This window comes from Kribbella sp. NPDC055071 (genome assembly GCF_053608045.1).
This window is the reverse complement of record NZ_JBSGUS010000008.1, coordinates 144,369-158,941: the sequence shown is the minus strand read 5'-3', so window position 1 is coordinate 158,941 and position 14,573 is coordinate 144,369. Positions and strand designations below refer to the sequence as shown.

Annotated in this window: 11 protein-coding genes; 9 read left to right on the top strand and 2 right to left on the bottom strand. The window is 67.6% G+C overall.

Features of this window, described 5'->3' with window-relative positions; genetic code table 11:
* Positions 1 to 33: 33 nt before the first annotated feature.
* Positions 34 to 495: a hypothetical protein gene (locus ACWF4Z_RS15755; protein WP_452243739.1), complete on the bottom strand. Its 462-nt coding sequence runs from the start codon at positions 493 to 495 to the stop codon at positions 34 to 36.
* A gap of 36 nt (positions 496 to 531) precedes the next feature.
* Complete coding sequence (locus ACWF4Z_RS15750) at positions 532 to 2,841, bottom strand: DEAD/DEAH box helicase (RefSeq protein WP_452243738.1); 2,310 nt, start codon at positions 2,839 to 2,841, stop codon at positions 532 to 534.
* Positions 2,842 to 3,003: 162 nt separating this feature from the next.
* On the opposite strand from ACWF4Z_RS15750, the gene ACWF4Z_RS15745 reads away from it, so the two are divergent.
* The 9 genes from ACWF4Z_RS15745 (at position 3,004) to ACWF4Z_RS15705 (ending at position 14,544) form a co-directional block, all read left to right on the top strand.
* Positions 3,004 to 3,363 (top strand): STAS domain-containing protein, encoded by a 360-nt coding sequence (locus ACWF4Z_RS15745; protein WP_452243737.1) that lies wholly within the window; start codon positions 3,004 to 3,006, stop codon positions 3,361 to 3,363.
* Between the two features lie 235 nt (positions 3,364 to 3,598).
* Entirely contained in the window at positions 3,599 to 5,899 is a 2,301-nt protein-coding gene (locus ACWF4Z_RS15740; protein WP_452243736.1) for a sodium-translocating pyrophosphatase, read from the top strand.
* A gap of 86 nt (positions 5,900 to 5,985) precedes the next feature.
* A complete protein-coding gene (locus ACWF4Z_RS15735) occupies positions 5,986 to 7,188 on the top strand; it encodes a sortase domain-containing protein (RefSeq protein ID WP_452243735.1) in 1,203 nt (400 codons plus the stop codon).
* Positions 7,189 to 7,480: 292 nt separating this feature from the next.
* The gene (locus ACWF4Z_RS15730) at positions 7,481 to 8,479 is read left to right on the top strand and encodes an ABC transporter ATP-binding protein (protein ID WP_452243734.1); all 999 of its coding nucleotides are present in this window, start codon (positions 7,481 to 7,483) and stop codon (positions 8,477 to 8,479) included.
* A gap of 1 nt (position 8,480) precedes the next feature.
* Positions 8,481 to 9,230: a hypothetical protein gene (locus tag ACWF4Z_RS15725; protein WP_452243733.1), complete on the top strand. Its 750-nt coding sequence runs from the start codon at positions 8,481 to 8,483 to the stop codon at positions 9,228 to 9,230.
* A 517-nt stretch (positions 9,231 to 9,747) separates the two neighbouring features.
* The gene (locus tag ACWF4Z_RS15720; protein ID WP_452243872.1) at positions 9,748 to 11,052 is read left to right on the top strand and encodes a cytochrome P450; all 1,305 of its coding nucleotides are present in this window, start codon (positions 9,748 to 9,750) and stop codon (positions 11,050 to 11,052) included.
* Positions 11,053 to 11,144: 92 nt separating this feature from the next.
* Positions 11,145 to 11,672, top strand: a complete 528-nt coding sequence (locus ACWF4Z_RS15715) for a SigE family RNA polymerase sigma factor (RefSeq protein ID WP_452243732.1) — start codon at positions 11,145 to 11,147, stop codon at positions 11,670 to 11,672.
* Positions 11,669 to 12,808, top strand: a complete 1,140-nt coding sequence (locus tag ACWF4Z_RS15710; RefSeq protein ID WP_452243731.1) for a hypothetical protein — start codon at positions 11,669 to 11,671, stop codon at positions 12,806 to 12,808. Before ACWF4Z_RS15715 ends, ACWF4Z_RS15710 begins: the two co-directional genes overlap by 4 nt.
* A gap of 179 nt (positions 12,809 to 12,987) precedes the next feature.
* Positions 12,988 to 14,544 (top strand): diguanylate cyclase domain-containing protein, encoded by a 1,557-nt coding sequence (locus tag ACWF4Z_RS15705; protein ID WP_452243730.1) that lies wholly within the window; start codon positions 12,988 to 12,990, stop codon positions 14,542 to 14,544.
* Positions 14,545 to 14,573: the final 29 nt, after the last annotated feature.

The window sequence follows — 14,573 nt, the reverse complement described above, 5'->3', positions numbered from 1 at the left end:
CTGAGCTAATTGATGCCATGGGCAACAGAGTGCTCAGTGGGGCTGCTTGGTGTCAGTGGGGTCCGGAGCGAGCTCCTGCTCGACGGCGAGCCGCTCGTCCCCCGGCCGCTCGGAGGACGCACCGGCACCGGCCGGGAGCTCCGAAGCTGAATCACTCTCAGTGATCTCTCCGCCAACGGTGGTCTCTCCGCCGACAGGGGTCTCCCGGCCGGCAGTGGGCCCGGTAGTGGGCTCGGCGGCGGGAGCGGCGGCCTGGGCGCGGAGTGCGCGCATCTCCTTGCGCCGCCGCCAGCCGCGCCCGAGTCCCTTCTTCGTCAACCACAGTCCGGCGACCAGGATCGCGCCGGCGGCGACACCGAGGAAGAAGATGGTCGGCACGGAGACGCCGAAGTCGACCCCGAAGACCTCCAGCTTGGTCGAGGCGGTGGACGACACCGAGACCCCGAGTCCGAACAACACCGCAAGAACGATCAGAACGAGTCCGAGAACGAACATGGCCAGCTGCCTCTCTGTCCGGACTTGCCGGACGTTTCAGGCCTCACTGCTCAGTAATGCCGAGAGCAGCGCCACCGCGCCGCTTTTGTCGAGTGGGTTGTTCTGGTTCCCACATTTGGGTGACTGTACGCAGGACGGGCAACCATCCGTGCACTCACAGTGTGCGATCGCCTCGCGTGTCGCCGTCAACCACTCGCGGGCCGCCGCGTACCCGTGTTCGGCGAAACCGGCCCCGCCGGGGTGGCCGTCGTACACGAAGACGGTGAGCCGGCCGGTGTCGGCGTGCCGGGCGGTGGAGACGCCACCGATGTCCCAGCGGTCACAAGTGGCGAACAGCGGGAGCAGGCCGATCGATGCATGCTCGGCCGCATGCGCCGCGCCGGGCACGTCGGAGAGCCTGAGCTTTTCGATCGCGGAGTCGGGCACGGTCCACCAGACCGCCTTCGTCCGCAGTGTGCGCGCGGGCAGGTCGAGGGGTTGTTCATCCAGTACGTCGCCAGTCGCGAGCAGCTTGCGTTGGTACGACACCACTTGGCTCGTCACCTGGACCCATCCGCGCGACAACTCCGCCGTCCCCCAGGTGCACGCCTCTTCCGTGGCCAAGATGCTGATCTCGGTCACGTCCCGCGCGAACGTGGTGTAGTCCGGCGAGGCGGGCTCGACGACGGCTGCGTGCTCCTCGAGGTCGAGTGACCGGACCAGATAGGACTCGCCCGCGTGCACGTAGACAGCCCCCTCGTGAACCGACGCGTGCGCCGACCCACCATCGACAGTGCCGAGCAGACGACCGGTCTGGTCCTCGACGATCTGCACGGTCTTCCCACCGGCGGATCGGATGTCGATGGCATCGACAGCCCGCTCCCGGCGCGTCCAGAACCAGCCGTGCGGTCGCTCGCGGAGCAAACCCTGTCGGACCAGCTGGGCGATCACGGACTCCGTCGTACCGCCGAAGATCTCGAAGTCCTCCGGGGTCAGCGGCAGCTCCTGCGCGGCGGCGCACAGCTGTGGTCCCAGGACGTAAGGGTTCTCCGGGTTGAACACCGTCGCCTCGACGGGACGTCCGAAGATCGCCGTCGGATGGCGGACCAGGTACGTGTCCAGCGGATCGTCACGCGCCACGAGCACGGCCAGGGCGTCCCCACCGGCTCGGCCCGCGCGGCCGGCCTGCTGCCACAGGGATGCGCGCGTACCAGGCCAGCCGGACAGCAGCACGGCGTCCAGTCCGGCAATGTCGATGCCCAGCTCGAGCGCATTGGTCGCGGCGACACCAGTGAGCTCACCACTCTGCAGCATGCTCTCGAGCCGTCGGCGCTCCTCGGGCAGATAGCCGGCGCGGTACGCCGAGACCTGCTCGGACAGTGATGGGTCCACCTCGATGAGGTTCTCCCGGGCTGTCATCGCCACGTTCTCCGCGCCACGACGGGAGCGCACGAACGCGACGGTCCGCACTCCCGACACGACCAGGTCAGTCAGGAGGTCAGCCACCTCCGCTGTGGCAGAGCGTCGTACCGGGGCGCCGTTCTCTCCCCGCGAAGAGGTCAGCGGCGGCTCCCACAGACCGAACGAGATCCCACCGCGCGGCGAGCCGTCGGACACCACCTCGACCATCGGCAGACCGGTCAGTCGCTCGCCGGATCCGGCCGGCTCGGCCACGGTCGCCGAAGCGCAGACGAAGATCGGATGGGCGCCATACCGCGCGCAAACCCGGCGCAACCGCCGCAGCACGCCGGCAACGTGCGCACCGAAGACGCCGCGGTAGTGGTGGCACTCATCGACAACGACGTACTGCAGGGAGCCCAGGAAGCGCGCCCAGCGTTGGTGGTTGGGCAGGACCGAGCGATGCAGCATGTCCGGATTGCTGAGCACGTACGTCGCATGGTCGCGCGCCCAATCGCGTTCGGTCAGCTCCGAGTCGCCGTCCAGCGTTGTCGCGCGCAGACCCGGCACTGTGTACGCCGAGACCGCGCGGAGCTGGTCATGCGCCAACGCCTTGGTCGGGGACAGGTACAGCACCGAGGCGGTCCGGCGATGCGGTGATGCGGCCTGCGCGATGCTCAAGGTGGCGAACGCGGGCAGCAGATAGCCGAGCGACTTGCCCGATGCCGTGCCGGTCGCGACCACAACGTGCTTCCCGCCGTACGCCGCCTCCGCCGTCGCGACCTGGTGGGTCCACGGCGCGGTGATGCCCGCATCGGCCAGTTGGCCGAGCAGGTCGTCGGGGACCCATCGCGGCCAAGCACACGTTTGTCCCAGCCTGGGTGGCACGGACTCGACATGGGTGAGCCGATCGTCCCGACCGGCGGCGAGCCGCTTCAGAACAGCCGCCGCCTCACCGCCCGCACGCATACGGCGAGCCTAGCCTTCGCCACGGACAGCATTTGTCGGTATGTGCACGGTCCGGTGCACGAGCGGATGCACGCGGCTTTTTGCGGAGGGGAATCGACTTCGGTACGACGAGATGAAAGAGTTTTCGGCAACGGTCTGTACTTACGGTCCGTACATGGTTAGATGCTGCAGTTCACGGGATCGGAGGCCGAAGTGGATCTGTCGCTGACCGCGCGCGCCGAGGGCGGGCGGACCGTCATCGAGGTGGCGGGGGAGATCGACGTCTACACCGCACCGAAGCTCCGCGAGAAGATCGCCGCTCTCGTCGACGACGGTGTCACTGACCTGGTCATCGACCTGGAACGCGTGGAGTTCCTGGACTCCACCGGTCTGGGCGTCCTCGTCGGAGGACTGAAACGCGTGCGTACGCACGACGGCACCCTGTCGTTGGTCTGTACGCAGGAACGGCTGCTGAAGATCTTCCGGATCACCGGCCTGACCAAGGTCTTCGACATCCATCCGGACGTGGCCTCGGCGATCTGAGCCGAGCGAGCGGGTGTCCGAGCGAAGCGAAAAGGTGTCCCCGTCGCTACGTTGAGTCATCTGCTTGCTTGGCCGACCTGGTATGGCGTAGACCACCCTGTCGTCAGGTCTGGTCGGATACCCGTTAGAGTGACCCACCGCGCCAGTCCTTTGGCGCTGTGTCGTATTTCCCCAACCCTTCGGTTCCGGCAGATGGGGGCCGCAAGCCTGGAAGGGTTGCCTACAAGGAGGACGGATGTCCGCGCTGCTTGCACAAGCGGTGGATCTTTCGTCGAGCAACACCGTACTGGTGATCGTCGTCGGTGGAATCGCGATCCTCGCGGTCGCCATTGCGATGGTTTTCCGGAGCCAGGTGCTTGCCGCGAACGATGGCACCGAGAACATGAAGACGATCGCCGCGGCGGTCCAGGAAGGCGCATCGGCCTACCTGAGCCGGCAGTTCCGGACGTTGTCGATCTTCGCCGTGGTCGCGTTCCTGTTGCTGTTCCTGCTGCCCGCGCACAGTGCCGGCACCAGTGAGACCACGCTCAAGATCTTCCGGTCCGTCTTCTTCCTGGTCGGCGCGGGCTTCTCCGCCCTGATCGGCTACCTGGGCATGTGGCTCGCGACCCGGGCCAACGTCCGCGTTGCCGCGGCCGCCCGGGCCGAGGGCCGCAACCCCGCGATGCGGGTCGCGTTCCGGACCGGTGGCACCGTCGGCATGGCGACCGTGGGCTTCGGCCTGTTCGGCGCCGCGCTCGTCGTGCTGCTGTTCAAGGGTGACGCGCCGACCGTGCTCGAGGGCTTCGGTTTCGGTGCCGCCATGCTCGCCATGTTCATGCGGGTCGGCGGCGGTATCTTCACCAAGGCCGCCGACGTCGGCGCGGACCTGGTCGGCAAGGTCGAGCAGAACATCCCCGAGGACGACCCGCGCAACGCCGCGACCATCGCCGACAACGTCGGCGACAACGTCGGTGACTGCGCCGGTATGGCGGCCGACCTGTTCGAGTCGTACGCCGTGATGCTGGTGGCCTCGCTGATCCTCGGCAAGGCCGCGTTCGGCGAGCAGGGCCTGATCTTCCCGCTGATCGTGCCGGCCATCGGTGCCGTCACCGCCGTCGCGGGTGTCTACCTGACCCGGCCGCGGACCGGCGAGAACGGTCTGCGCACGATCAACCGCGCCTTCTACATCTCCGCGCTGATCTCCGCCGTGCTCTGTGCGGTGGCGGCGTTCGTCTATCTGCCGAGCACCTTCAAGGGCCTGACCGGCGCGACCGACGCCATCGCCGCGAACGACGGCGACCCGCGGCTCATCGCCACGGTGTCGGTGATCATCGGCATCGTGCTGGCCGCGGTCATCCTGGCCCTGACCGGCTACTTCACCGGGACCGAGGACAAGCCGGTCCAGGACGTCGGCAAGACCTCGCTGACCGGTGCCGCGACCGTCATCCTGTCCGGTATCTCGGTCGGCTTCGAGTCCGCCGTCTACACCGCGGTCGTGATCGCCGCGGCCGTGTACGGCGCCTTCCTGGTCGGTGGCTCCGGCATCGTCGCGCTGTTCGCGATCGCGCTGGCCGGTTGTGGTCTGCTCACGACCGTCGGCGTCATCGTCGCGATGGACACCTTCGGCCCGGTCTCCGACAACGCGCAGGGCATCGCCGAGATGTCCGGTGACGTGGACGGCGAGGCGGCCCAGATCCTGACCGAGCTGGATGCCGTCGGCAACACCACCAAGGCCATCACCAAGGGCATCGCGATCGCGACCGCCGTACTGGCCGCGACCGCGCTGTTCGGCTCCTACACCGACGCGATCCGGACCTCGCTGGCCGAGAACTACGCCAAGTTCGAGGCCGACGCGCTGGTCTTCAACCCGGGCACGCTGGTCGGCATCATCCTCGGTGCGGCCGTCGTGTTCATGTTCTCCGGTCTGGCCATCAACGCGGTCGGCCGCGCCGCCGGTGCGGTCGTCTACGAGGTACGGCGTCAGTTCCGCGACATCCCCGGGATCATGGAGGGGACCGGCAAGCCGGAGTACGGCAAGGTCGTCGACATCTGCACGAAGGACTCGCTGCGGGAGCTGGCCACCCCGGGTCTGCTCGCGCTGACCGCGCCGATCGCCGTCGGCTTCGGTCTCGGGGCACCGGCCCTGGCCGGGTACCTGGCCGGTGCGATCGGCTCCGGCACGCTGATGGCGGTCTTCCTGGCCAACTCCGGTGGAGCCTGGGACAACGCCAAGAAGCTGGTCGAGGACGGCAACTACGGCGGCAAGGGTTCGCCGGCGCACGAGGCCACCATCATCGGTGACACCGTCGGTGACCCGTTCAAGGACACCGCCGGTCCGGCCATCAACCCGCTGATCAAGGTGATGAACCTGGTCTCGGTGCTGATCGCTCCGGCCGTCGTCGGGATGTCGACGATCGGCAACGACACCAACACGCCGTTGCGGATCATCATCGCCCTGGTGGCGCTGGCCATCCTGGTCGTCGCCGTGGTCATCTCCAAGCGCCGCGAGTCGGTCATCTCGGAGACCCCCGCCGAGGCGAACGTCGCCGCCTGATCCAGCGCATGCCAACGGCCCACCAGACTCTGGTGGGCCGTTGTCATGTCTGGACCAGGGCAGTCCGTGGCGACTACCCTCGACACGTGACGATTGCTCGTCTCTCGGCGTTGCTGCTTGTCGTGGCTGGAGCGCTAGGGATGGCGCAGCCGGCCACTGCCGCGACGCCTCAACCCGATGCGGTCTACCTGATCGCGGCGCACCAGTACAACCTCACCATCATCCTGGCCGCGCATGCCGCGCAGGCGAAGGAACACAGTGCCTGCCTGCAACGCGCCGGCGCCCAGATCGAAAGCGATCACCGCAATCTCGCCGCGCAGGAGACCACGCTCGCCCAGCGCTTCGGCATCGTGCTGCCGACGATCCCTACCCGGACCCAACGGCTGCAGCTCACCGCTCTCCAGGCCAAGGCCGGGACGTCCGGGTATGAAGATGCCTGGCTGGTGTTGCAGCGTCAGCAACACCAGCAGTACCTGACGTTGGTCCAGGGCAACGTGCCGAAGAGCGCATCGCCTGCGGTCGAATCGGTGGCGGAAGGCGCCCAGCCCGTGATCCAGATGGATCTGCGGATGGTGGCCGGTCCCTGCAAGGTCGAGACCCACACGCCGATCGTGCCGACCGGCGACGGCGGCCAGATCGCTGACGGCCGGCGGACCGCCTCGCTGATCGCGATGGTTCTGGTCGGCGTCGGAATGATTCTTCTCCTGGTCGGGAAGGCGGGATCCGCGCGGCGACGTCTGATCGGTGCAGCCGCCGTGGCGGTCGGGCTCCTGATGGTGTTCGGCAAGCTGCCCGACAACTCCGGCGACGTTCCGAAGGCTGCTCCGACGCCGGTGGCCCGGGAAGTCGCCGTACCGCCGGTCAAGGTGAAGCTGCCCGGTGTTGCGAACGCGGCAGTGCTGCCGGTCGCGACCGCCGGCGACGGTCAGTTGCAGGTGCCGGCCTCACCGGACGACGTGGGCTGGTGGGCGGCGGGTGCGTCGCCGGGCTCGGACGACGGCACCGTGCTGCTCGTCGGGCACGTGGACTCGGCCAAGTACGGGCGTGGAGTTTTCGCGGGATTGTCGGAGGTGCCGGTCGGTGCCGCGGTCGCGGTCACCGGCGGAGACGGAGCCGTCCACAAGTATCGGATCGTTGCCCGTCGTACCTATGACCAGAAGGCGTTGCCCGCGGACCTCTTCCGGGGTGACGTGAAGCCACGGTTGGCATTGGTCACGTGCATCGGCGCGTACGACCACAAGAATCATCGGTATACCCACAACTTGGTCCTGTACGGCGTACCGGCCTGACTGTCGTTTGGATGTCACTTCCGCTTCAAACGTTTGTTGCTCTCGGCATCCAGAAGTACAGCGCCCGTCGACTTTCGGCTGATGTGGCAGGCCGCGGCATAGGGGATCGTCGGGGTTGTGGTCAGGGCGTTAACCGATGGCCGGGGCATCCATCCGGACGGCAGAATCAACCCACGGGTGGACACACCGGATCCGCCCCGGGTCCGATGATCTGGACCCTTCTGACCTCGATACTGATGTAGCACAGCCCGCCCGACGACACTGGCGCGCCACCCGACCGAGGAGTACGGCGATGATCGAGGCAAAGGGCCTCACCAAGCGATACGGCGCAACCGTTGCCGTTGACAACCTGTCTTTCGAGGTGAAACCCGGCAAGGTGACCGGCTTCCTCGGCCCGAACGGGGCCGGCAAGTCGACCACGATGCGGATGATCCTCGGACTCGACACCCCGACCGCCGGCCAGGTCACCATCGACGGCCAGCGCTACCGCGACCTGAAGAAGCCGCTGACCAAGGTCGGCGCGCTGCTGGACGCGAAATGGGTCCACCCGAACCGGTCCGCCCGGGCGCACCTGGCCTGGATGGCCGCGTCCAACCAGCTGCCCAAGGACAGCGTCGACAAGGCGCTGGAGATGGTCGGCCTGACCGAGGTCGCGAACAAGCGCGCCGGCGCCTACTCGCTGGGTATGTCGCAGCGGCTCGGGATCGCCGGTGCCCTGCTCGGTGACCCGGAGGTGCTGCTGTTCGACGAGCCGGTGAACGGCCTCGACCCGGAAGGCATCGTCTGGATCCGGACCTTCATGCACCGGCTGGCCGACGAGGGCCGGACCGTGCTGGTCTCCAGCCACCTGCTGTCCGAGATGGCGCTGACCGCCGAAGAGCTGATCGTGATCGGCCGCGGCAAGCTGATCGCGCAGAGCACCACGCAGGAGTTCGTCGACCGCGCCAGCGGAACGACGGTCAAGGTCCGGACGCCGCAGCTCGACCAGCTGGCCGGTGTGCTGAACCAGCAGCAACTGGTGACCCGGATCGAGGACGTCGAGAACGAAGGCAAGGTGCTGTTCGTCGAGGGCGACCTGACCACCGACCAGGTCGGTGAGGCAGCTGCCGCGCACGGCATCGTGCTGCACGAGCTAACCCTGCAGCGCGGGTCGCTGGAGCAGGCCTTCATGCAGATGACCGGTGACTCGGTCCAGTACCACGCGCACGACCAGCTGGCCGCAGCGGTCGGCGGACCACTCGACGAGCCGACCGCCACCGAGGTCGCTTCGGGTCCGAAGGAGGACAACTGACATGTCGGTGATCACAGTCGAGCGGATCAAGCTCTTCTCCACCCGCTCGCCGTGGTGGTGCATGATCGTCGCCGCCGTCCTGACCCTCGGCCTGGCCGCGCTGGCCGCCGGCTTCACCAAGGACGGCGTCACGATCGGCCTGACCCAAGGCGGAGCTCAGCTCAGCCAGATGGTTATGATGGTGATGGCCGCCCTCGCGGTCACGACGGAGTACCGGTTCGGCACCATCCGGACCAGCTTCCAGGCCGTTCCGCAGCGGGCGTCGTTGCTGCTGGGCAAGACCGCTGTGGTAGCCGGGCTCTCCGCGGTCGTCGGCCTGGTCGCGTCGTTCGGCGCGTGGGGTATCGGCAACATCTTCGCGGACGGCGCCGACCTGTCCATCAACACCGGAGCCGAGTGGCGGCTGCTGGCCGGCCAGGGCCTGGTGTTCGCACTGTCGGCGGTGATCGCGGTCGCGGTCGGCATCCTGATCCGCCAGAGCGCCGGTGCGATCGCCATCCTGATCCTCTGGCCGCTGCTGGTCGAGAACCTGTTCAACCTGATCCCGAAGGTCGGCGACGACATGTCGCGCTGGTCGCCGTTCCAGAACGCCGCCTCGTTCCTGAACCAGGGCCAGGACTTCGGGTCCAACGGTCCCGGCGCCGACGCGCAGTACGCACTCGGGCCGTGGTGGGCACTGCTCTACTTCGCGGGGTGGGCGGCCGTGCTGCTGGCCATCGCCCTGTTCTCGGCGAGCAAGCGCGACGCCTGACCAACTGAACCACCCCGGCCGAGGTTGAGGGGCCCTGGCCGGGGCGCGTGCCCGGCCGGGCTGAGGGGTCCTGGTCGCTACGGCCCGTGGAACATCTGGGAAACCGGATGTCCCACGGGCCGTTTAACCGTGTCACCGCTGAGGACCGGTGTGACGGGAATCTCAGGGTGTAGGTGAGGCTAACCTAGGGTCATGGGGTTGGGATTGTTGCCGGGGTCATCTTTCAGTAAAAGCTGCTGGGGGCGGAGAGCGCATCCTACTTTCGGCGGTAGTTTCCCTGAAGTGTCCCTGAGGTACGGCGTGCCGGCGGCCAGGGCAATGTACAGGTGGGATCCGGTGGAAGCGTGGAACTTGGATGTGACAAGGTCTGTGCTGGTAGAACCATGGCCCCCTCCCATGGTGGTGCCAACGCCACTGCGGGAGTAGTGCCATCACCATCAGGTCTGGTCCCTGGCGACGTTAGTTTTGATGACGCAAGCCGTCGGGGTTGCGGTTTTAGAGAGGGCGCGTGGAAGTCATGGTTGCGACATACCTCAAGCGATGGGTCGGCAACCGGATCTTGAGCAGGACCACCCGCAGGGGTGGTCTCGATCTGTCCAAGATGCGGATGTTCCCACGCCAGGTCTCGATGCCGCTGCGCCGCGAGGGCCTGGATCCGGTCCCGGAGCTGGCCCGCGTGCGCGAGACCGAGCCGGTGCACAAACTGGCTCACCTGTTCGGGCTGAACGTGTTCGTGGTGAGCGGTCACGCCGAGGCGAAGGTCGTTCTCGCCGACACCACCAACTTCAGCAACGACATCCGGCCACTGGTCGGCTCCGACCCGAACAAGCCGTCCGAGGGGATCGGCGGTCTCGGGTTCACCGACCCGCCGGACCACACGCGCTTGCGCAAGCTGCTGACGCCGGAGTTCACCAAGCGCCGGCTGGCGCGGCTGGAGCCCGCGATCGAGAAGATCGTGAACGACCAGCTGGACCTGATGGAGGCCAAGGGCCCGGTCGCGGACATCGTCTCCGACTTCGCCTTCAACGTGCCGTTCCTGCTGATCGCCGACCTGCTCGGGGTGGAAGAGTCCGATCGCGATCGGTTCCGCGCGCTGGGGCCGGCCCGGTTCGACCTGTCCGGTGGTGGGATCGGGGTCTTCGGGTCGGCGTCGGAATCACGGGACTTCCTCTTCGAGATCGTGCGGAAGCAGCGCGAGAATCCGGGCGACGGACTGATCGGTTCGATCATCCGGTCGCAGGGTGACGACCTCGACGACATCGAGCTCGGTGGTCTGGCCGACGGTGTGTTCCTCGGTGGTTACGAGACGTCGGCAAGCATGCTCGCGCTCGGCACGCTGGTGCTGCTGCGCGACCCCGCCAACTTCGAGTTGATTCGGAACGAGCCGGGAGCCGTCGACGTGATCGTCGAGGAGCTGCTGCGGTACCTGACCGTCGTCCAGGTCGCGTTCCCTCGGTTCGCGCGGCACGACCAAGAGCTGTTCGGTCACCAGGTGAAGAAGGGCGACCTGGTCGCGGTGTCGCTGTCCGGGGCCGACCGGGACAAGAAGATCTTCGGCGACGACGCCGAGGACTTCTATCCCCGCCGTACGGTTTCGTCGGCGCACCTCGCCTTCGGCCACGGCATGCACCGGTGTGTGGGCGCTGAGCTGGCCCGGATGGAGCTGCGCGCCGCCTTCCTGGCGCTCGCGCACCGCTTCCCCGACCTCACCCTCGCCGTACCGGAAGAGCAACTCCGCTTCCGCGACTTCTCGATCGTCTACGGCGTCGAGTCCCTGCCGGTCCGCCTCCACACCTCCGCCACCAACCAAGCCGCAGGCTGACGGGATCCGCTGCAGCAGGCTTGCCAACGTTTTGGGGGGCTCGGCGCATCTGGGGGGTATGACGACGTGCGAGGCGGGACCTGGGGGGATCGATGGCGGCTGAGGCCACAGAGGCCAAGGAGTTCGAGCAGTTCGTGGTTGGCCGCCAACGGGCGCTGTTCCGGTATGCGTATCTGCTGATCGGGGACCGTGGGCTGGCCGAGGATCTGTTGCAGGAGGCCCTGACCACGACCTTCACCCGCTGGGGCAAGCTGCGTGACTCGGCCAACGCCGAGGCGTACACGCGGCGGGTGATCACCAACAAGGCAACGAGTTGGTTCCGGCGGAAGGCGTGGCGGGCCGAGCGGCCGCAGGACGACGTGCCGGTGGGTGTTCCGGCCAAGACCGACGACATGACCACGCGGATGTGGTTGTGGTCCGAGATCTGCAAGCTCCCGCCGCAGCAGCGGGCGGTGCTGGTCCTGCGCTTCTTCGAGGACCTCAGCCTGACCGAGACCGCCCGGGTCCTGGGGTGTTCCGAAGGCACGGTGAAGAGCCAAGCCAGCCGTGCGTTGACGAGGCTACGGACGGGGCTGGGCCCTGATGCCGGCGCGATCTTGAAGGAGGTGATGGTGGGATGACCGACCTGCTCAACGACATCCTCACCGAACAGGCCGACTCCGTGGGCGAGCCGAACATCGACGTGGCGGCGGTGATGCGGACCGGCACACAGCGCCGGAAGCGGCGCCGGCTCGCGGCTGCGGTCAGCGTGGTCGCCGCGACAGCCGTCGTGGTCGGCGGCGGGACCCTTGCCGTGCGGAAGGTCTCCGCCGGCGAATCCAACGCCCCGGTCTCGAGTACCGCGACGAATCGCGCCAACACGGCCGCGTCGCCGTACGCCGAACGTCGAGCGACGTGGGCTCTCGGGAACACGATCCACTACGGCGCCGACGTACTGAAGACCAACCTCAAGATCGCCTCGTTCGTGCAGACCGACGCCGGCTTCGTCGTCACCGGTACCGACGGATTCGTCTATCGCGTGGCCGGACGGGACAGCAAGCGCATCGGCGGTGGTAACACCAGCCACCTGCTGGCCGCTGACGACATCGGTGCGATCGTCGGCTGGGTCGACATGCGCCCACCGGTCCCGGAGTTCGTCCTGTACGACGCTGCCTCCGACCGCGAGGTCGGGCGGACGGCCATCGGGAATCGCCGTGGCGATGCGAAGAAGTCGGATCCGGTGCGGGTGGCCGCGATCGACGACGGAGTTGCCTATCTCGCCGCGTCCGACGGGTTGCACCGCTGGACGATCGTGACCGGCACGGATCCCCTGATCAAGGCCGGCGCGGCTACCTCCCTGCTGCAGGCGGCCGGCAACGGTCAGCTCGTCTGGGAGCGTCCTGCCGCCGAAGCGGGCAACGATCTGGCGGTCGGACCGGATATCGCTGCTGCCAACCCCAAGCACTTCGAAGGCTGGCACGCGAACCTGTCCCCGTCGGCTCGCTACCTGCTCACCGACAAGGCCGACGTGGCCCGGCTGTTCGACGTACGAAGTGATCGTCAGTTGGACCTGAAGTATCCGGGCTACAACCTGATCGCTCCCACGCAGTGGGCCGGCGACGAGAAGTTCTTCGCGGTCGGGTTCGGGTCGGACGAGTCGGCGCCGCTGGACCTGCTCAGCTGCTCGACCAAGGTCCTGACGTGCACGGTGGCCACTCCCAAGTTCGCCTCGAGCCAGGCCGCCGTGGTCTACCCGATCGGTGTACCGAACAGCTGAAACGGTGACGGCGTATCGGAACTGGTGGTTCTTCTATGTAATCCCGTTGTGGCACTAGGTGGTCGATGGCCGGTTCGGGTCGTGACAGGAGCGGGGGTGAGTAGTCACAATGGGCGGTCTGGCCCGAGGTACGGGTGCGGTAACAGGGAAGGCCGTCGGCGGGTATGGGTAGTGGCGAGATGGCGGTGGGAGATGCGCTGACCGTCCGGATCGCCGCCGCGATGACGGCGGCCCAGTCGGGCGGGCACGCGAGCGCGGCGGCCGAGCTCGATGCGATCCGGGCCGAGCTGGACGGTGTACCGAGTTACCAGCTCGCCGCGGCCGAGTATGTGCGTGGTGTCGCAGCGCATCACGCCAGCGACGCCGACGAGGCCCTCAAGGCGGTCGACGCGTGCATCGAGGTCGCGAAGGCGATCGACGAGCCAGGCTGGGAAGCCAACGCCCTGCCGATCCGCATCATCACCCTCGCCCGCAGCGGACGCGGCGGCGACACTGTCAACGACATGGTCGCCGCCGAGGCCGCGCTCAGCCGGACCCGGGACGCCGGGCTGATCGCCTGGGCTCACACCGGTCTGGGCTACGCGTACGACGTTCTGCGCCTTTTCGAACTGTGCATTCCGCATTACGAGCTGGCCGCTCAGCTCGAGGACGATGCGTTCGAGCTGACCGAGTCCGAGGCCATTGACCGGCTGAACCTGGCCGAGACCTATCTGCGCTGGGCCCATGAGCTCGAGCGGCTGGGTGATCCGTCGTACGGGCAGGAGATCGAGGACCGTCTGGCCTCGGCCGCGTACTGGTCGCGTGAGGCCGAGCGGGTGATCGTCAAGGACAAGAGCCAGGAGTTCTGGCGGCTCACCGCCCGGCTGTGGCTCGCAGCTGCTGCTACGCAGGCGAATCCGGCCGTCGCGGTCGCCGAGTTGATCGAGTGCCGCGACGAGATCAGCAAGCTCGGCGAGACCGAACGGCTCGCACTCGCCGGCGCCTACCTGGCCAGGGCTCTCCAGGCCGACGGCAAACCGGACGATGCCAAGGCAGCGGCGGACCGGGCCGCGGACGACCTGACCCCGTTGGCCGACCCGTCGACTGTGGTCCTGGTCCTGCAGACCCGATCCGAGATCGCCGCTGCCGCTGATGAGCCAGGAGCCCTGGCAGGCTTGGAGTACGCGCGGTCCGTCTCGAGGGGTTGGTGGAAGGAGCGGCAGCGCGCGTTGAACGCCGTACGGCATGCGCTTGCCAGCCGCGACCTGTCCGCACGGCACGACGCCGAGTGGCACGCGGCCCGGCAGGATCCGCTGACCGGCGTGGGGAATCGGCGGGCGATGGACGAACGTTTGACCGCGGCCCGCGACTCGGGCCGTGCGGTCACGCTGCTCGCGATCGACGTCGACCGTCTCAAGCTCGTCAATGACACCTATGGGCACGCCTGCGGGGACGAATTGCTGCGGGTTGTGGGAAATCTCCTGGTAGAACAGGCGCGAGCGACCGATGCCGTGATTCGATCGGGAGGCGACGAGTTCTTCGTGGTGCTCGACCAGCCGGACGCCAAGGGCGGCGCGCAGCTGGCCGAGCGGATCCGGATGGCGGTCGGCGCGATCGCGACGGCGACGGAGAAACCCTGGCTACGGCGGCTCGGACTGAGCATCGGGTACGCCGCGACCGCGGAAGGGGTCGGGGTGGATCAACTGGTCGCCACGGCGGATCGGCGCTTGTACGGGGACAAGCGACGCAACAGGTGAGGCGAGAGCTTGCAGGTACGTGGGTGGGG

Bases quoted from the DNA above. Each gene is read 5' to 3' on its own strand.
- ACWF4Z_RS15755 (WP_452243739.1), bottom strand. From the start codon at position 495: ATGTTCGTTCTCGGACTCGTTCTGATCGTTCTTGCGGTGTTGTTCGGA.
- ACWF4Z_RS15750 (WP_452243738.1), bottom strand. From the start codon at position 2,841: ATGCGTGCGGGCGGTGAGGCGGCGGCTGTTCTGAAGCGGCTCGCCGCC.
- ACWF4Z_RS15745 (WP_452243737.1), top strand. From the start codon at position 3,004: ATGCTGCAGTTCACGGGATCGGAGGCCGAAGTGGATCTGTCGCTGACC.
- ACWF4Z_RS15740 (WP_452243736.1), top strand. From the start codon at position 3,599: ATGTCCGCGCTGCTTGCACAAGCGGTGGATCTTTCGTCGAGCAACACC.
- ACWF4Z_RS15730 (WP_452243734.1), top strand. From the start codon at position 7,481: ATGATCGAGGCAAAGGGCCTCACCAAGCGATACGGCGCAACCGTTGCC.
- ACWF4Z_RS15725 (WP_452243733.1), top strand. From the start codon at position 8,481: ATGTCGGTGATCACAGTCGAGCGGATCAAGCTCTTCTCCACCCGCTCG.
- ACWF4Z_RS15720 (WP_452243872.1), top strand. From the start codon at position 9,748: ATGGTTGCGACATACCTCAAGCGATGGGTCGGCAACCGGATCTTGAGC.
- ACWF4Z_RS15715 (WP_452243732.1), top strand. From the start codon at position 11,145: ATGGCGGCTGAGGCCACAGAGGCCAAGGAGTTCGAGCAGTTCGTGGTT.
- ACWF4Z_RS15710 (WP_452243731.1), top strand. From the start codon at position 11,669: ATGACCGACCTGCTCAACGACATCCTCACCGAACAGGCCGACTCCGTG.
- ACWF4Z_RS15705 (WP_452243730.1), top strand. From the start codon at position 12,988: ATGGCGGTGGGAGATGCGCTGACCGTCCGGATCGCCGCCGCGATGACG.